Consider the following 18,449-nt stretch of genomic DNA (forward strand, 5'->3'; position numbering starts at 1 on the left):
TTTACTGGTAGGCGGAATCCTGGTGGTCATCGTAGGTGCCGCCGCAGGATACGTGTACAAAGCGAAAAAAAGCGGGAAAACGTGCATTGGCTGTCCGGATAGCGGCTGCTGCAGCGGGAAGGAAGGCGGCTGCTGTGGCTGCGGCCATTCCTCGGGCCATTGCAGATGACTCCTGTGACAGTTTCATAGAAAAAGTAGGGAAGCCCCCCGGTCTCCAAGTGAGACCGAGGGGCTTCCGGTAAGAGGTGGGAAACAGACAAGTCAGAACTCTAATTTACCAGAGGCAATATGCCTGCCGCTTTTCCGGTCAAACAGAAGAATGTTGTCGCCGGAGACGGAGAGGGGTACCTTGGTACCGATGGTGAACAGGGAGCTGCCGAAGATCACGCCAGTGAGGAGGAAGTCATCCACCCGCACCTTGATGGTGGACTCCATACCGGTGGGCATAGCACCGTAGATCTCTCCCTCCAGGGAGCCCTGGTCCACAATATCCAAAAACTCCGGCCGAATGCCCAGCACCAGATCCTCGTTGGTAAGGACGGGTTCCTCCTGGAGGGAGTCGTCCTCCTCCACCACCTTGGCGATGTGGTAGCGGAAGGTCTCGTCCTTGTTGCCCTTTTCCACATAGGACTTCTCTGCCGCCTTTTTCCGGTGCTCCTCCGCCTGGGCAGCCTGGTGGGCGTCCCGGTCACGGAACCACTGTTCCAGATTCAGAGGGGAGGAGGGGCGGAAGGTGGCCTTGCGCCCGGCAAAGACCTCCAGGGCGATGGAGCCATCCGCCTGCTGCTTCCCCTTGGCCTCCACAAAGTTGATGGAGGGGTTGCCCACAAAGTCGGCCACAAACAGGTTGTCGGGGCGGTTGTAGACGGTGAGGGGGGCGTCGTACTGCTGGAGGACGCCGTTGTTAATAAGGCAGATCTGGGTAGCCAGAGTCATAGCCTCCATCTGGTCATGGGTGACGTAGACGAAGGTGGAGCCCGTCTCCACATGGAGACGTTGCAGCTCATAGCGCATCTCCAGACGCAGCTTGGCGTCCAGGTTGCTTAGAGGCTCATCCATAAATAGGACGGAGGGCTCGGGGGCCAGGGTGCGGGCAATGGCCACACGCTGCTGCTGGCCGCCGGAGAGCTCGGCGGGGTAGCGGTCCATAAACATGCCGATTTTCACAATCCGGGACACCCGGCGCACAGACAGATCGATCTCCTCCTTGGACAGCTTTCGGACCTGGGTGACCACCTGGCCGTTCTGGACCACCTCAAAGCGGTCGTTGAGGGTCTGGGCCTTCCGGGCGGCGTCCACCTTGGTCTGGAGGGAGGTAATCTCTCCAGAGACGTCCTTGCCCTGCTCCAGGTGGTAATTGTAGAGCTTTTTGGCGGTGTAAATGGAGATGGTGAAGGCGTCGATGAGCTTGACATAGGCCTTTTTCTCGTCGATCTTGCCCTTTTTGTCCCGGCAGTCCTCGATGATTTTTACCACCTGGCCGGGGTCCTTGAGGATTTCCGCCAGACGGGCGGCATTTTTGGCCTCAAAATCTACTGTGGGCAGGGGCTCTTTAATGTTGGACAGGCCAAAGGCGATGTTGTCGTAGACGGTCATGTTGGGCCACAGGGCGTAGTTCTGGAAGAGAAAGCCCACCTTCCGCTTGTTGGCGGGGACGTTGATGCCCTGTTGGCTGTCAAAGACCACCTGGTCGCCGATGGTGATACGGCCGCTGGTAGGGGTCTCCAGCCCAGCGATCATCCGCAGGGTGGTGGTCTTGCCGCAGCCGGAGGGGCCTAGCAGGGTGACAAAGGCGTTGTCCTCAATGACCAAGTCCAGGTCGTCCACGGCGTAGAATTTGCCCCAGCGCTTGGTCACATGTTCTAATCGAATTTCCGGCATGGTGTTAACCTCCTATTCCCTTGTCCAGGCTGGCTCCTGTGACCTTGTTGACCAGGGTGTTGCACACCAGGATGGTGATGATCAAAATCAGGTTGATGCCGCTGGAGAAGGCGTACAGACCCATCTCGTCGAAATAGTCCAGAGTGGTGGCCAGGATAAAGCCCTGAACGCACAGCAGCATGAACAGGCTCAGCTCCCGCAGGCAGGTCATGAAGGGGAGCAGGTAGCCGCTGATGATGGACGACTTCTGGATGGGGATGATGATGCGGGTCATGCGTTTGATCCAGGGGATGTTCTGGATAATGGCCGCCTCCTCGATCTCACCGGAGAGCTGGAGCATGGAGTTCAGGGAGCTGCGGCTGGCGAAGGGGATGTACTTGATGGTACCTACGATGATCAAAATGGTGTAGGTATTAAAGAGATTGACATGTTCATTAGAGAAGAGGATAAAGAAGGCTACGCCCACGGCGATGGAGGGCATCAGATAGGGGAGGAAGGCCACAGAGTTTACGTAGTTGGCCCATTTACTTCGCCGGTTTTTGGATACGGCGTAGCCGATGAGGGTGCCGATGGTGCCTGCCAGCAGGGAGCAGCACACGCTGACCCAGATGGTGCCCTTGAAGGCGTTCCAAATGGTCTCGTTGTGGAGGATACCCTTCTGACCGTACATGCCGTTTTCGGTGACGTTCTCGTCGGTGGTCCACCACTTGGTGGTCAGGTTGTCCGGGTCACCGGTGTAGAGGAAGGAGTAGTCACCGGGGTTAGGCAGGAAGGTCTCAAAGGCGAAGGAGACGATGGGGAAGATGCTGGTAAAGAAGGTGACCACCACCAGCACAAGGGCGATGACGTATTTCCCCACCCGGCCCAGATTGATTTTGGAGATTTGGCCGGATTTGCCGGTGACGGTGGTGTAGCCCTTCCGGCTTTGCAGGCTGAGCTGATTGAGGAACATGATGGCCACGCCGAAGACCATCATAATGATGGCCAGGATGCTGGCCTCGCCGGTGTACTTGGAGTTCATGGAGATGTACTTGGTGGCCAGGGTGGTCAGCCCCAGGTAATGGGGCACCGGGTAGGAGCCCATGGCGCTGCCGAAGACCAGAAGGATGGTGGACAGGATGGCGGGCTTGACCATGGGCAGGGTGATGCGGCACATGATCTTCCACTTGGGGGTGTCCAGAATGGTGGCTGCCTCCTCCAGATTGGCGTCCATATTCCGGAAGATACCCCCGATGAGGATGTAGGCGAAGGGGGCGTAGTGCAGGCCCAGCACCACTAGGCTGGGAAAGAGACCCTTGCACCACCAGATGGGCATGTTGATGCCCAGGGTGGCGGCCAGCAGGCCGTTGGAGGTGCCGGTGACGGCGTTGGAGTTGAACATATTCTGCCACACCACGGCCAGGGTCCACTGGGGCATGATGTAGGGGAAGATGAAAATGGAGCTGAGGTACTTGCGCCAGGCCAGGTTGGTGCGGGTGATGAGGAAGGCAAAGAGCCCGCCGAAGAGGATGGCCACCACGCAGGTGCCTACTGCCAGCAGCACGGTGTTGAGCAGGGGGGTCCAGAGGTTAGTTTTGGCCATGCGGCTGGTGAACAGGTCCACATAGTTGACAATGGTATAGCCGGAGCTCTGTCCGGTGAGGTGGGCGTCGATGGTGCCGGGGTGGATTTTAAAGGTGTCCTCCACGATGGCGATGATGGGAGCCACGGTGCTGAAGGTGAGGACGATGCCCATGAGCAACAGGATGACGTTGTGAGGCTTGGAGAAGTAGGTTTTGATCTTATTGCGCCGGATGGCGGCGGTATTGACGCGGATGGTTGTTGGGTCCATAGAATCTCTCCTTTTTGCCGGGCTGGAAAGCGCCCTTGGATGCGGTGGCGGACACGCGCGTCCAAGGGCGCTTTTGGTTTACCGGGTCAGAGCTTGCAAGGGATTAGCCGGCGCTGTACTTGGTGAGCATCTCGATCCAGCTGCCCACAGAGAAGGAGACGGAGGCGCAGTACTGCGGGTCCTCCAGCACCAGCTTGCCGTCAGTGGTCCACCAGTCGTAGCCGGCGTCGTTGAGGGCGGCAAACTCCACGGTGGTGCCGTCTTCGGCCATGCCTCCGGTCTGGTGGTGGTAGATCTCCTCATTTTCCGCGGCCACGGCGGGGTTGGAGGAGTAGCCGCCGATGTCCTTGCCCCAGGCGGAGAAGCCGTCGGCGGTGCAGGTCATGTAGGCGATGAAGGCGCAGGCGGTCCAGGGCAGGGGGCTGTTGTCGGTGACAAAGAGGTAGTGGCAGTAGCCAAAGCCGCCGATGCCGGTGTAGCCGTCGTTATAGGCAGCCACGGTGATGTTGTTCTTGGAGACGGAGGCGGACTCCTCCACACTTCTCAGCTTGGAGTACACCAGCAGACCGAACTGGTCGGTGGCGGACTTGTCCACCAGGGTGTTGCAGATGGGGCCGTCGTCGGTCTGAGCGTTGTAGCTCTCCACCCACAGCTTGATCCAGGCCAGAGCGTAGGCGCCGTCGGCACCCAGGCCCAGATCGGCGGCCTCAGATTCCATAGCGGTGATGGTGGGCTGGAAGTAGGCCTGTTCCTCGGCGGGGAGGGCCTCAAAGGCCTCCTTCAGCCAGGCGGCGTAGTCGTCCCGGGTGAGCATATACAGGAAGTTCTTGCCCACGATCTCCGAGTCGATGTCCATGAACAGGGCATGCTCGCCCTCGGCCACAAAGTCCCAGCAGTTGTCGTAGGTCTTGGAGCCGGTGTTGTTGTACATGAAGATCTTGTTCAGGGTTTGCAGGGGCAGGTAGCCTTCGTACTCCTCGGCGGTGGTGCCGTTGGCGTCGGCCCAGTCCTTGGGAATGAAGGTGTCCAGAATGCCGGTCTGGACCATCTTGGACTCGATCTGGTTGCCGTCCTGAATGAGGGTCATGGCGAAGGTGCCGGTGTCCTTCAGGGAGTCGGCGGTGAGCTGATCAAAGATCTTGTTGTTCTTGGGCTGCTGCCAATCAAACTCCATGTTGTAGTTGGGGTCGATGGTCTGCAGGTACTCAATGAACAGGGGCAGGGCGCTCTTGCCGCGGCTGGAGTTGCCCACGCCGTAGAAGGTCTTGCCGTTGGATTCCTCAATGGCCTTCTGGGCCAGCTCCTCCAGCGTCATGGTCTGGGCCTGCTGGATGATCTTCTGAGTTTCGGTAAGGTTCTCCGGGGTAGTGGAGCCGGAGCTGGCGGAGCTGCCACCGGAGCTGCCGCCGGAGCTGGCGGAGCTGCCGCTGGAGCTGGGCGTTTTGGTTCCGCCGCAGGCGACCAGGGCCAGAGACATAGACGCGGCCAGGAGCAGGGCTAGAAATCGTTTCATGATCGTTCCTCCTTTAACGTATTGTGATTTCCCACAAAATTGGACCGGAAGATTCCGGGCCATCTGTTGTTTTTATTGTATGCGAAGGAGGATGGAAAAAACAGGGGACAAAACTGCGGTTTTTTGTTTTCTTCTGCGATTTCTGTGAGATGTGATGAAAAGGATGGGGTATCTGTGCTATAATTAGTCAAAATCCTAAGGAGGAAAGAGGTGAAGCCGGGGTGAGGGGAAGAAAGATGTGGGCGGTGTTGGCCCTGGCACTGTGCACCCTGGTAAGTTGCACCCCGGCTTTGGAGGGGGAGGATTTGGCCTGCGCCCCGGTGGAGGAGGAGCGATTGGTGGTCTATACCTCCCATAAACAGGAGGTCTGGTGGCCCATCGTAAAGGAATTTGAGGAGCGCACCGGTATTTGGGTGGACGTGGTGACGGGGGGCAGTAGCGAGCTGCTGCAGCGCATTGCGAAGGAGGAGCAATCCCCTCGGGCCGACGTGATGTTTGGCGGAGGGGTGGAGAGTCTGGCCTCCTACGAGGACAGCTTTGCCCCCTACATCAGCCGGGAGGCGGAGGCCATTCCGGAACAGTTTCAGGACCCCGATGGACTGTGGACCCCCTTCTCCTCCCTGCCGGTGGTGCTGATCTATAACACCAAGCTGGTGGGAGAGGGCCAGGTGACCCGGTGGAGCGACCTGCTCTCCCCCTATTTTCAGGGGAAGATCGCCTTTACGGACCCGGCGGTGTCCGGGTCCAGCTATACCAGCCTGGTCACCATGATCTGTGCCTTGGGCGGGGACGCGGAGGAGGACCTACACCGGTTTGCCGCCAATTTGGACGGCCGTCAGCTGGAGAGCTCCGGAGATGTGCTCACCTTGGTGGCGGACGGTACCGACTGGGTTGGAGTCACCTTGGAGGAGACTGCACTCAAGCGGATTGCGGCCGGGGACGACATTGCCATGGTCTATCCCACCGATGGCACCAGCTCTGTTCCGGATGGGTCCGCGCTGGTTCGGGGCGCCCCCCATGAGGAGAATGCCAAACGGTTTTTGGATTTTACCATCAGCCGGGACGTGCAGCAATTGGTGGCTGAACAGTCCTACCGCCGTCCGGTGCGTAGGGATGTGGAGCCAGCAGAGGAACTAGCGGATCTGGAGGAGCTGCTGTTGGTGGACTATAATGTGGACTGGGCCAGCCAGAACCGGGAGAATCTTCTGATGAGCTGGGCCTTTTTCCTGGGTGGGGAGGAGGAAGCATGAAAACTCGGCTGACTCGTTCCTTTCGAGGACGGCTGTTTGTTGCCTTTTTGATTGGCTCCCTGGTGCCGCTGCTGTTGTGCTCGGCCATGCTGCTGCAGATCTTTCGCCTGCGGATGACGGAAAACGCCGCCGCCGAGGTGCGGGAGTCCATGGACCACGCCCTGAATGCCCTGGATACTGCGGTTGAGGGCTTTGTCCGGGCCGCGGAGCAGCTGAGCGGGGACGAGGTGGTGTTCCAGGCCCTGGAAACTGGGAGTGGGGAGACTACGCAGGTCTATAGCAGGTTGTTCACCGCTACGGCGGGGCTACGGGATTATGCCCGCTTTGACCTGTACGACCGGGAGGGAATTTGGCGGTATTCCACCTTGAACGCGCCCTCCCAAAGACAGCTGCCCACCAATTGGGGCATCTTGGGGCAGGCGAACCGGGAAGAGGGGCTGACCTTTGTGGCCAGCGAGGATGTGACCAATACGGCGGTCCCTCTGCTCCGGGGCGGAATGCTCCTGCGTAGCCCCCAGGGAGAAACGGTGGGCTATCTGGTGATCAGCCTGTACCAGGCGGATCTGCGGCAGCTGCTGGACGGAACCTATGGCAGCCAAAACGATCTCATCCTACTCAGCCAATATTGGCGTCCGGTCTACTGTGCCCAACCCAGTCTGGCTGCCTCACTGGCCCCTGTGCTGCGTCAGCAGCTGCTGCTGGGAGAGGCACTGGACAAAATTTCCGAGGAATTTTCCTATCAGGTGGCCCTCCAATCGTCTACGGGGCTGTATCTGGTTCTGCGTCATCCCCGGGTATTCAACCACGACACCATGGCGCTTTTGTATACGGTGAGCGCCTCCTGCGCCCTGGTGTGCGTGCTCATCTCCGTGTTGATGAGCCTGAAGCTCAGCCGGCAGATGTTTCGCCCCGTTCAGCGCCTGCATACCGCCATCGGCGAGGTGGTGCAGAACAACCTGGATGTCCAGGTGCCTCTGGATCGAAACGACGAGCTGGGGGAGCTGGCCCAGCGGTTCAACGGAATGGTGGTGGCCCTGAAGCGAAACCAGGAGGAGCTGGTCAAAAATCAAAAGGAGCTCAACGAGGCCCAGATCCGAATGCTCCAGGCCCAGCTCAACCCCCACTTTTTGTGCAACACCCTGGACACCATGAAATGGATCAGCAAAATCAATCAGGTGCCCCAGGTGGCGGTGATGTCCACCGATTTGGCGGACATTCTGCGCTTTTGCATCTCTCCCGAGGAGTTTGTCCCCCTGCGGCGGGAGGTGGAGATATTGGAGCGGTATATTGAAATTCAAAAAATCCGCCTGTCCAGCGCCTTTACCTTTACCACCCACATTCTCCCGGAGCTGGAGGAGTGTTTGGTACCCAAGATGATCCTCCAGCCCATCGTGGAAAATGCCATCCTCCACGGTCTGGAGGGAGTGGAGCAGGGGACCATTCGGGTGATCGCCCGGCGGGAGGACGAGGACCGAATCAGCCTGGTGGTGGAGGATAACGGCAGAGGACTGCCCCCCGAGATGGCAGGACCCTATGCCAATCGGGACCGGGAGCGGTCCCGGGGCCACCTGGGTCTATATAATGTGGATACCATTCTGCGTAAATATTACGGTGAGGGCTTTGGTCTGTGGCTGGACTGTGGAGCCCAGGGACGTGGCGCGGTGGTCCGAGCCACACTGCCCCTGCGGTGGGAGGAGGAGACAGAGTGCTGAAGGTACTGGTAGTGGAAGACGAGGAAATGATTCGAAAGGGAATCGTTTTGGCGGTGGACTGGGCGGCGCTGGGGTGCGTCGTGGTGGGCGAGGCGTCCAACGGCGAGGAGGCCCTGGAGGCGGTAGAGCGGTACAATCCTACCTTGATTATTACCGATCTGAAAATGCCCAAAATGGACGGGATTGAAATGCTACGGCAGCTGCGGGAGCGGGGGAATCAAGCCTTCGTAATTATTCTCACTGCCTATGACAGCTTTTCCTACGCCCAGAGTGCCCTGCGGCTGGGGGCGGTGGATTTCTTGCTGAAACCCTTCCACGATGGGGAGCTGGAGCAGGCGGTGCAAGCCGTGCGCAAGCGCATGGCGGGTCAGGGGGAAGCACAGGGGACAGCCCTCTCCATTCCGGGGCTAAAAAAGGGGGATAAGAGCAAGTATGTTCTCCAGGCCATGGACTATATTGGCCAGCACTACCAGGACCCCAACATCAGTGTGGGAGTTATTGCCCAGTCCCTGGGGCTGAGTGAGGGGCATTTGAGCCACACCTTTAAGAAGGAGACCGATTACACGCTGCTCAATTACCTCACCCGCTTCCGCATCCACAAGGCCATGGAGCTGCTCCGGGATTGCCGGCTGAAGGTGTATGAGGTGGCGGAGCAGGTAGGGTATAAGGATATTACATATTTCTCCGCCACCTTTAAAAAGCTGACGGGGGTGAGCCCGTCGGAGTACCAGGATACCAGCCGCTGATCAGGCGGCGGAGGGGGAAAGAACGTTGATCAAAGGAATTTTATTTGATATGGACGGGGTGCTGGTGGATACCGATGTATATCACTTCCAGGCGTGGAAGGAGCTGGCGGAGGAGCTGGGGATCCCCTTTACCCGGGAACAGGGAGACCGGTGCCGTGGCATTTCCCGCATGGACAGCCTGGAAATTGTGCTGGAGGGGTCAAAGCGCAGCTATTGTCTGGCGGAGAAGCAGGCCATGGCTGATAAAAAGAACCGCAGGTATCGGGAACTGCTGGTCGGGCTGACGCCGGAGGATTTGTCCCCCGGGGTCCGACAGGTTCTGCCGGAGCTGCGCCGCCGGGGCTACCGCCTGGCGCTTGCCTCCTCCAGCCGGAACGCAGGCCTGATTTTGGAGCGCACCGGTCTGGGACAGTGGCTGGATGGAGTGGCGGACGGCACCTGTGTGACCCGGGCCAAGCCTGATCCGGAGGTGTTTTTGACCGCCGCCCGGATGATCGGGGTGGAGGCAGACTGCTGTGCGGCGGTGGACGACGCCCTGGCGGGGATAGAAGCGGCCCACCGGGCAGGAATGGTGGGGGTGGCCATCGGGGACTCCGCGCTGCACGGGGCGGGGGACTATAATCTGACATCTCTGGAACAGCTGTTGGAGCTGTTTCCCGCCAAGGAGGGAGAGGCATGATTCGGCTGGTGGCCTGTGACATTGACGGCACCCTCCTCCATGGGGACGAGAAAGAAATTGCTCCGGTGATCTGGGAGGAGATCATCCGCCTAAGAAGAAAGGGAATTTTGTTCTGTCCGGCCAGTGGGCGGCAGTACAGCAGCCTGCGGCGGCTGTTTGCCCCGGTGGCGGGGGAGCTGGCCTACCTGTGTGAAAATGGAGCGGTAGTCTTTGGCCCCGGTTCACCGGGACCGGTGCTGGGGAAGACGGTAATGGAGCGTGGGGAGGCGCTGCGGCTGTGCGAGGAGATTTTGGCCCAGCCCCAGTGCGAAGTGCTAATTTCCGGGGAGAATACCAGCTACCTGTGTCCCAAGCAGGGGGATATTGTGGACCATATCCGCTATTTTGTGGGCAACAATGTCACCCTACTGGATCGGCCGGACCAGGTGCCGGAGGAGATGGTGAAGGTCTCCGCCTACTGCCGGGAGGGGGCGGAGCGGGTGGAGCCGGTGCTCTCCCCCCGGTGGAAGCAGTTCCATGGGGCGATTGCGGGAGAAAAGTGGTTGGATTTTACCCTGGCGGACAAGGGAACGGGGTTGGAACAGCTGTGCGCCGCGCTGGGCGTGGAACTGGGTGAGGTAGTTGCCTTTGGAGATAACTACAACGATGTGCCCATGCTGAAGCGAGTAGGGAGGGCGTATCTCATGGAAAATGCGGCCGAACCCCTGCGGCAGCGCTTTCCCAACCACTGCCGCAGAGTGGAGGATATTTTGGGGACAATCGAATAAAAAACACAGAAGGGACCAACGATCAGTTGGCCCCTTCTGTGTTATGGGAGAGCGGAAACAGGACGGGTTTGGAGGCCCTATCCTGAGAGGAAGCAATTACAGGGTGGCCAGGAAGGCAGCGCACTTATCAGCCATGGCCTGATCCTCCTGGGCGGAGCGGCCGCTGACACCCACAGCGCCCATGGGCTCCCCGTCCTTGCTGACAATGGGGGTACCGCCGGGCATAGTAGTCATGCCGGGGATGACAAAGGCATCCAGCGTGGTGCCAGAGTCCTGGCAGAATTGCAACAGAGCGGTGGTAGTGCGCTCCATTTTCGCGGCGGTGAAGGCCTTGCCCGAGGCAATTTTTCCGCTGCGGGGGGGAGTGTTGTCCATGTGGGACATATAGACGATATCGCCGGCTTCGTCGGCAATGGCCAGTACGACGGGCTTACCGCCGTCCTTCTCCACCTCTTGGGTGACATACTGGCAAAGGGCGATGAACTGGGCGTGAGAAATTCTGCGAATCATAGTACAACCTCCTCAAAAATATGAATCCATTGCTCTGTGTTGGTGGGGGTGCTTTTCCATATATTTCGCACAAAAACTTGCGCTGGTCGCTTTCGGTTTATAACAAAGTACCAAAGAATCCGGAGGAAGTCAAAGGGTTGAGGCGAAGAAGAGACATTTTGTGCGAAAACGCTTGCTATTGGTATACACTTTGTCCATCCCTTATTTTGCGCGCAGGTCAATAGACAAAGTAATCGTGGAACAGCATGGTGACAGACATATAAAGACGGGTGTAGTAGTCGTTCAGATCCAGATTTCCCACAGAGGAGATTTTTTCCAATCGCTTAATAAGAGTGTGGCGATGGAGGAAAAGCTGGCGGGCGGTTTTGGTCATGTTGCAGCTGTTGGAGAGGTAGACCCGGAGGGTGTGGGTGTAGTTGGAGTTATTGGCCCGGTCATAATTTAGAAGCATCTGCAAGGCCTGGTTGTCCAGCACAGCAGAGGACTCCTTGCGGTGGATCTGCCCCAGCATTTTGATAAAGCTGATGTGGTTATAGGCGCAAACACCCCGTCTGGCCCGGATGAGCTGAAGGGTGTTGAGTGCGTCTGTAGCGTGTTTGAGTGCCAGCACAAAGCCGTCCCGGGAGCGCAGACGGTCGGCGCCTACATAGTAGTTGGTTCCCAGCTCCTCGGAGAGCAGAGTGAGCTTGGTGTTCAGAGAATAGAGCATGGAGTGGAAGTCCTCGGAGCTGGGGAAAACGGCCAGGAAAATGTGTTTGTGCTGGGGCAGCTCATGGACCAAGAACAGATTGCTGTAGGATTGGGCAAAGGAGTTAATTTGCCCCAGGCATTTGCGCCAGCTGTCTTCCTCTGCATTGACGTAATTGACCGGGTCGAGGAGCATGATATGGGTGCACAGCTCTTCATTGTCCCGCAAAATTTCCGCCTCATGCTCTGCCATGCACTTTTCAAAAAAGGAAGCGGCCTCTTTCAGGACCCCGCGACTCCAATTTTTCTGGGTTTCCGAGTCAATTACTCGGGTCATAGTGCGCAGGATTTCAGAGAAGGTGAGGGTTTTGGGCAGCTGGAGTACGGGAAAATCCAAGGCGTCTGCCTGCTCCAGAATGTAGCTGGGGATGGAGTCGATGTAGTAGCCGGTCTGGATGGCAATTCCACTGACGCCCCGTCTGGACAACTGGGGGATCAGGTCCCGGTATGTCTCCTCCTGCTGCAAACCAAAGCCCGTGGTAAACAGCAGCTCTCCCACCTGAATGGACTTGGGAGAATCCAGAATTTCCATGATGTTAATCCAAAAGATCTCGTTGCTGATGCCGCGTCGGCCGGCCACAAGTTTAATATCCGGAAATATTTTTTGACCAATCAAGTCCTGAATGGTAAAAGCCATGTCGATTATCCCTCCTGAATCTGATGCAGCGGACGCGGTATTATTTCTCCTGGTGGTACCGGGGAGGCAGGTTAAATTCCTTGATTTTATATTGGAGATAGCGGCGGGAGACCCCCAAATATTCGGCTGTTTTGGTGCGGTTGCCGCCGAACAGGTTCAAAGCCGCTAAGATATCCTCCTTGCTGGGGGAAGCGGGGCGGAAGGGAGGATGGGGGTGGTGGTAGAGGGGGGCAGAATGGACGGAAGCGGGCTCGTCCCCCAGTAACCCCACAGGAATGCTGGTGATTTCGGTGGTGGCGGAAGGGGTCATGACCACCATCCGCTCCACAAAATTTCGGATCTCCCGGACGTTACCTGGCCAGCTGTAAGCCTGTACCTGCTCCAAAACCTTGTCCGAGAAGCTCTTTTTCAAGTTGTATTTATGACAGAAATAGTCCAAAAAGTGCAGGCAGAGGGGGACAATATCCTCTCGCCGACTGCGAATGGGGGGGATGGTCAGGGGGATGACGTGAAGTCGGTAATATAGGTCTTCCCGGAATTTCCCCTCCTGGACCAGACTGTATAGGTCCTGGTTGGTGGCTGTGATCAGTCGGAAATCCACCTTTTTGGGGTGGATAGAGCCGATTTTATAGACGATCTTATCCTCAATGACCCGGAGGATTTTACTTTGGACACTCAGGGGCAGGGAGTTAATCTCATCCATAAACAGGGTACCACCGTCCGCCGCCTCGATCAGTCCCATTTTACCCTCTTTACTGGCGCCCGTAAAGCTCCCTTTCTGGTAACCAAACAGCTCTGATTCAATGAGATTCTCGGGGAAAGCGGCGCAGTTAATGGTGACCAGAGGCTTATCTTTTCGAGTGCTGTGCTCATGGATGAAGCGGGAGAATACCTCCTTGCCGCTTCCAGATTCCCCGTATATGAGGACACTGGAGTCCAGGGGCGCGATACTCTCGGCGATGGAGAGCACCTGCTTGAGCTCCTTGCTCTTGACTACGATGCTGTTTTCCTCCTGGCGGGCGCCTCCGCGGCTGACAGAGGCCTCATTGAGGATGCTGGTCTCCTTTAAAAGGGTGTGGTAAAGGGTCTCAAAATTTTGGACATCCTGTAGCATGGTAATGACATACTTGATGTTCCCCTCCCCGTCAAAGATGGGAGTTCCGGTAACGATGCGCATACGGGTGGGGCCGTCAATTTTTTGAATGTCCTGATAAAACTGCAAACGACTGACCCGCTGGCGCTTTTCCATTACCAGATCATAGACGCATACGTCAATGAACTGGTAAAAGTCATGGACATTCATTTTTAGATACTCGTGCCGAGGAATGTTTCGCCAGTTGATCATCACTGTATTGACAAAGACAAAATTTCCCGCCGCATCGTAAACGGCAATGCCGGCATCGATGTTGTCCATGACCACGGAGAGAGGGAGATCCTCCTGCGCATGGGGGAAATGCATCAATTCTTCCATAAAAAGATCCTCCAGACAGCGGCTTAACGGGGCGGTGTTGGAATAATATAGGTAAGCACAAAGAGTTGTGCGGATACACAGTCCCCAACATATAAATATACCATATTTTTGTCGAATTTGAAATAGGAGAAAAAAACGACAAAGTGTCCACTCATTGTGATAATTAGTGTGCATTGTGTCTGTTGCGAAAGGGTAGCATTTTCTCGTACAATATGGACAAAAGGAGGCAATGCGGATATGGGTTATCAAGTACTTATTACTGAGCCTGTCAATGAGAAGGGCTTGGACTTCCTGCGGGAGCAGGGCTATCACCTGATTATGGGCAGTGGACCGGATGAGGAGACTCTCATCAAGGAGTGCAAGGATTGCGACGCTGCGCTGACCCGCAACGGCAAGTTCTCCGCTCGGGTCTTTGACAGCTGCCCCAAGCTGAAGGTCGTGTCCATGCACGGCGTTGGCGTGGATGGCATTGATGTGGACGAGGCCACCAAGAGAGGAATCCAGATCTCCAATGCGGCCGATTCCAACCAGAGCTCGGTGGCGGAGTATGCCATCGGCCTGATCCTCATGCTGGCCAAGCACACCGTGATTTACAACAACGGCCTGAAGACGGGCGATATGTCGGTGCGCAAGCTCTATGGTAACGACGTCCGTGGAAAGACCCTTGGTATCATTGGTATGGGCAATATCGGCAAGCAGGTAGCCCAGATTGCATCTAAGGGCTTGGGAATGAAGGTTGTAGGATACAGCCGCCGGATTACGGAGAAGCAGGATACCGACTTTGGTTATCTGACTCCGGATATGGACGAGGTTGTTTCCCTCGCGGATTATCTCTCCCTCCACCTGCCCGGCACCGATGCCACCCGCAAGATTCTGAGCGCGGAGCGGCTGAGCAAGATGAAGGAGAGCGCATACCTCATCAACACCGGACGCGGTGAGGTGATTGACGAGGCTGCCCTGATTAAGATGCTCCAGGAAGGCAAGCTGCGCGGCGCGGCCCTGGACGTGTTTGAAGGCAATCTGCCCAAGGCAGACAACCCCCTGCTCTCCATGGACAATGTTATTACTACGCCCCACACTGCGGCCTTTACCACTGAGGCTTTGGAGCGCATGTCCTACCAGGCAGCTCTGGGTATCGTAGAGGTTTTGGAGAAGCGGCCGGTCACCTATGCGGTCAACCATCTCTAAGAACAATCTCTCAACATCAACTCAAGGACATCACAGCGGTGATGCGTTTCGTTCATCAAGAATTTAATTATCGGTAATCGCTTAGGGAGGCGGCAAAAAACATGCGTATTCGGGTTTATGGAGCACAGCCGGATGAGCTGGGGCTGTATGAAGAGGCAAAATCCAAGTATGGTTTCTCTTTTGAGTTTGCCAAGGGCACGCTCAATGAGGACACCGTAGACGAGGTCAAGGACTGCGAGGGAATCATCTTGGTCACCACCTGTAAGGTTACAGAGAAGGTGGTCAAGGTCCTTGCTGAGCGGGGCGTCAAGTATCTGGCTACCCGTTCTGCCGGCAGCGATCATGTGGATTACGAGGCAGTTAAGAAGTACGGCCTTCACTGCGCCAACGTCCCCTTCTATGCCCCTGAGGCCATTGCGGAGTACACCATTCTGGTGGCTCTGTGGACCATTCGTCATGGAAAGAAGTCCTGGAACATGATCCAGAACGGTGACTTCACCATGCAGGGCCTGAAGGGCCGGCAGCTGGGTCGGATGACGGCCGGCGTGCTGGGCACCGGCCGCATCGGCCGGACCACCATGAGCCTGCTCAACGGCTTTGGGGCCAAGGTTCTGGGTTGGGACCCCTATCCCAACGATGCCGCTGCCAAGCTGGGCACCTATGTGACCAAGGAGGAGCTGCTGCAGCAGAGTGATATCGTCTTCCTGCACTGCCCCCTCACCCCCGACAGCTACCATATCATCGGGGAGGAGACCCTGGCTCAGATGAAGGACGGCGCTGTGCTCATCAACACCGCCCGGGGCGGTCTGGTGGACCACGCGGCCGTGCTGAAGGCGCTGGAGAGCGGAAAGCTCAGCGGTTTTGCCTTCGATGTGTATGAGAACGAGAGCGAGTTCGTCCGGAAGAAGAAGCCCCTCAGTGAGATCAACGATCCCGTCTTCAAGGCCCTTCTGGCCCGTGAGGATGTCCACTACAGCGCCCATGTGGCCTTCTACACCGACGGTGCCATCTACAGCATGATTGAGGTCACGCTGGAGAACCTGAAGGAGTACGAGACCACCGGAGCGTGCAAGAATGAGATCAAGGAGGAGGGTGTGTAAGATGAGAGATATGGTTTCGGAAAATGCCAAGCGTTTGGAAGCCTCTCCAATTCGTGCCATTCTGGACCGGGCTGCCGCTCTGCGGGCACAGGGTAAGCCTGTGATCCCCTTCAGCGCCGGTGAGCCGGACTTCCCCACCCCCGAGCCCATCAAGGCGGCCACTATGCAGGCCATCGCCGATAACTACAGCCACTATGCTTCCAACCGTGGCCTTCCCGCCCTGCGGAAGATCCTGGCCAAGAAGATTCAGGGCGATACTGGGCTGGCCTATGATCCGGAGACTGAGATCCTCATTACCTCCAGCGGTGCTGAGGCACTCAATAACTCCATCCTTACCTTTGTTAATCCCGGGGATGAGGTGATTATCCCCACTCCGGCCTTCGTCTCCTATAAGAACCTGGTGAAGTTTGCAGGCGGCACCTTCGTGGACATCCCCCTGCGGGCAGACAATGGCTTCCAGCTGGACGCCGATGAGATTGAGGCCCATATCACTTCCAAGACCAAGATGATCATTCTCAACAACCCCAACAACCCCAGCGGTGCGGTGTATAGCCGTGAGGTGCTGGAGCGGGTGGCAGCCCTTGCTGTGAAATATGATCTGTTGGTGCTGTCCGACGAGATGTACAGCCGTTTGGTTTATGACGGAGCAGAGTTTATCTCCATGGCGGCCCTGCCCGGTATGCGGGAGCGGACCATTGTGGTCAGCGGCTTCTCCAAGTCCTATGCCATGACTGGCTGGCGCTTGGGCTATATCGCCACTGCCAAGGAGCTGGCTGGACCCATCCTGAAAGTCCACCAGTACTCCACCACCTGTTCCCCCACCTTTATCCAGCAGGGCCTGGTCAATTCCCTGGAGCTGCCGGAGACGGAGGAAGCGGTGAAAGAGATGCTGGCTGCCTTTGCTCGCCGTCGCGAGATGATCGTCAAGGGCCTCCAGGCCATCCCCAACATCACCCCTGTGGTTCCCAAGGGTGCGTTCTATGTCATGGTAGATGTGTCTGCCACAGGCAAGAGCGGCATGGAATTTGCACAGGAACTGTTAGAAGAGCACAGTGTTGCCACGGTACCCGCTGTGGGTCTGGGCGATAGCTGCGGCGATTATATTCGAATTTCCTACGCCGCTTCCGATGAAGATATCCAGGAGGGCCTGCGGCGGATGGAGGCCTTTGTAAAGGCTATTTCGAAGTAAGTTGACCCCCATTGCCTGGCGGTGCATCTGGCCCGTTGGTCTGGATGTACCGCCAGGTTTTCAATCGCAGTCACTGTATTGTGCGATATATGCCGAGCTTGACCGGAACATCAGAAGCGAACCTATAAATAATATGGCATCGAAACACCAAAGTAACCAAGCGAAAGCAGTCTCTTTACTTCTAAGTATATCGGACAAATTTCGCAAGCGGGAATCAGCGAAAAGGTCAAACGAGATAGGCAGAGTACGCTGAAACCGAGGGCGGGTTATTTTTTGCCGATTTTTTGGAAAAAAGAGGCGAAAAATCAATTATGTTAACCAGCTCAAATAATGGGCATACAAAATTTATAGAAAGAAAGGTGTAACAGATGAAGGTTATCGTAGTAGGCGGAGGATGGGCAGGTTCCGGAGCGGCCATCGCGGCGAAGAATGCCGGCGCAGAGGTAACAGTTCTGGAGCGTACCGATATGCTGCTGGGCACTGGCCTGGTAGGCGGCATTATGCGGAACAACGGCCGGTTCACCGCGACTGAGGAAGCGATTGCTCTGGGCGCCAATGAGATTTTTGAGACCATCGACGCCAATTGTCGGCACACCAACATTGAGTTCCCCGGCCATTCCCATGCCAGTCTGTATGACATCGCGCTCATCGAGCCGGCCATCAAGGCTTTGCTGCAGAAGAAGGGGATCGAGGTCCGCACCCTGGCCCGTGTGAAGGACGTGGAGATGGATGGGGACAAGATGGTGTCCGTGATCCTGACCAACGACGAGAAGATCAGCGGCGATGTGTTTATCGACGCCACCGGCAGCGCGGGTCCCATGGTGAACTGCGGCAAGTACGGCAACGGCTGTGCGATGTGTGCGCTGCGGTGCCCCACCTTCGGCGGCCGTGTGAGCGTGGTCGGCAAGGCTGGTATCGAGGAGAAGATGGGCAAGAAGGCGGACGGAAGCATCGGCGCCATGAGCGGTTCCTGTAAGCTGCTGAAGGAGTCCCTGAGCAAGGAGATCGTGGAGATGCTGGATAAGACCGGTGTAGCCGTGGTGCCCATTCCCGAGCATCTGCGCAAGGGCGAAGGCGTGCTGGCCAAGAAGGCTTGCCAGCAGTACGCTCTGAAGGAGTTCGCGGAGAACATCATCCTGCTGGATACCGGCCACGCCAAGCTGATGACCCCCTACTATCCGCTGGACCAGCTGCGTCAGGTTCCTGGTTTTGAGAATGCCCGGTTTGA

At 57.1% G+C, this 18,449-nt stretch carries 16 protein-coding genes; 9 read left to right on the top strand and 7 right to left on the bottom strand.

The window, feature by feature from the left end; all coding sequences use genetic code 11:
- Window position 1: 1 nt before the first annotated feature.
- The 4 genes from B5E43_RS15130 to B5E43_RS09335 form a co-directional block, all read right to left on the bottom strand.
- The gene (locus tag B5E43_RS15130) at window positions 2–160 is read right to left on the bottom strand and encodes a hypothetical protein (RefSeq protein ID WP_158099011.1); all 159 of its coding nucleotides are present in this window, start codon (window positions 158–160) and stop codon (window positions 2–4) included.
- A gap of 101 nt (window positions 161–261) precedes the next feature.
- Window positions 262–1,881 carry an ABC transporter ATP-binding protein gene (locus B5E43_RS09325; protein WP_087396071.1) on the bottom strand — a complete coding sequence of 540 codons (1,620 nt, stop codon included), beginning with the start codon at window positions 1,879–1,881 and terminating at the stop codon, window positions 262–264.
- Window positions 1,882–1,885: 4 nt separating this feature from the next.
- On the bottom strand, window positions 1,886–3,712 hold the full coding sequence (locus tag B5E43_RS09330) for an iron ABC transporter permease (protein WP_087396073.1): 1,827 nt from the start codon (window positions 3,710–3,712) through the stop codon (window positions 1,886–1,888).
- Window positions 3,713–3,815: 103 nt separating this feature from the next.
- Entirely contained in the window at window positions 3,816–5,225 is a 1,410-nt protein-coding gene (locus tag B5E43_RS09335) for a hypothetical protein (RefSeq protein ID WP_087396075.1), read from the bottom strand.
- Window positions 5,226–5,446: 221 nt separating this feature from the next.
- Between B5E43_RS09335 and B5E43_RS09340 the strand changes: the two genes are divergently transcribed.
- The 5 genes from B5E43_RS09340 to B5E43_RS09360 are packed head-to-tail and all read left to right on the top strand — an operon-like array spanning window position 5,447 to window position 10,379.
- Window positions 5,447–6,475, top strand: a complete 1,029-nt coding sequence (locus B5E43_RS09340; protein WP_242964783.1) for an ABC transporter substrate-binding protein — start codon at window positions 5,447–5,449, stop codon at window positions 6,473–6,475.
- The gene (locus B5E43_RS09345; RefSeq protein ID WP_242964784.1) at window positions 6,472–8,187 is read left to right on the top strand and encodes a histidine kinase; all 1,716 of its coding nucleotides are present in this window, start codon (window positions 6,472–6,474) and stop codon (window positions 8,185–8,187) included. Before B5E43_RS09340 ends, B5E43_RS09345 begins: the two co-directional genes overlap by 4 nt.
- Complete coding sequence (locus B5E43_RS09350; protein WP_087396079.1) at window positions 8,181–8,933, top strand: response regulator; 753 nt, start codon at window positions 8,181–8,183, stop codon at window positions 8,931–8,933. The genes B5E43_RS09345 and B5E43_RS09350 overlap by 7 nt, the downstream gene beginning before the upstream one ends.
- A 25-nt stretch (window positions 8,934–8,958) precedes the next feature.
- Entirely contained in the window at window positions 8,959–9,612 is a 654-nt protein-coding gene (gene pgmB / locus B5E43_RS09355) for a beta-phosphoglucomutase (protein WP_242964785.1), read from the top strand.
- A complete protein-coding gene (locus tag B5E43_RS09360; protein WP_087396081.1) occupies window positions 9,609–10,379 on the top strand; it encodes an HAD family hydrolase in 771 nt (256 codons plus the stop codon). The genes pgmB and B5E43_RS09360 overlap by 4 nt, the downstream gene beginning before the upstream one ends.
- Window positions 10,380–10,475: 96 nt before the next feature.
- Here B5E43_RS09360 and B5E43_RS09365 read toward each other — a convergent pair whose 3' ends face one another.
- From B5E43_RS09365 to B5E43_RS09375, 3 genes are all read right to left on the bottom strand, one after another.
- The gene (locus tag B5E43_RS09365; protein ID WP_087396083.1) at window positions 10,476–10,889 is read right to left on the bottom strand and encodes a heme-binding protein; all 414 of its coding nucleotides are present in this window, start codon (window positions 10,887–10,889) and stop codon (window positions 10,476–10,478) included.
- Window positions 10,890–11,106: 217 nt separating this feature from the next.
- Entirely contained in the window at window positions 11,107–12,273 is a 1,167-nt protein-coding gene (locus tag B5E43_RS09370) for a PucR family transcriptional regulator ligand-binding domain-containing protein (RefSeq protein WP_087396085.1), read from the bottom strand.
- Window positions 12,274–12,313: 40 nt separating this feature from the next.
- On the bottom strand, window positions 12,314–13,744 hold the full coding sequence (locus B5E43_RS09375) for a sigma 54-interacting transcriptional regulator (protein ID WP_242964786.1): 1,431 nt from the start codon (window positions 13,742–13,744) through the stop codon (window positions 12,314–12,316).
- Window positions 13,745–13,981: 237 nt separating this feature from the next.
- Between B5E43_RS09375 and B5E43_RS09380 the strand changes: the two genes are divergently transcribed.
- The 4 genes from B5E43_RS09380 to B5E43_RS09395 all read left to right on the top strand — a co-directional run.
- Window positions 13,982–14,932: a hydroxyacid dehydrogenase gene (locus B5E43_RS09380; RefSeq protein ID WP_087396087.1), complete on the top strand. Its 951-nt coding sequence runs from the start codon at window positions 13,982–13,984 to the stop codon at window positions 14,930–14,932.
- A gap of 101 nt (window positions 14,933–15,033) precedes the next feature.
- Entirely contained in the window at window positions 15,034–16,032 is a 999-nt protein-coding gene (locus tag B5E43_RS09385; RefSeq protein ID WP_087396089.1) for an NAD(P)-dependent oxidoreductase, read from the top strand.
- 1 nt (window position 16,033) lies between these two features.
- Window positions 16,034–17,221 carry a pyridoxal phosphate-dependent aminotransferase gene (locus tag B5E43_RS09390; protein WP_087396091.1) on the top strand — a complete coding sequence of 396 codons (1,188 nt, stop codon included), beginning with the start codon at window positions 16,034–16,036 and terminating at the stop codon, window positions 17,219–17,221.
- Window positions 17,222–17,589: 368 nt separating this feature from the next.
- A partial coding sequence (locus B5E43_RS09395) for an FAD-dependent oxidoreductase (protein ID WP_087396093.1) occupies window positions 17,590–18,449 on the top strand: 860 nt, incomplete at its 3' end.

This window comes from Flavonifractor sp. An100 (assembly GCF_002161175.1).
GTDB lineage: Bacteria > Bacillota > Clostridia > Oscillospirales > Oscillospiraceae > Lawsonibacter.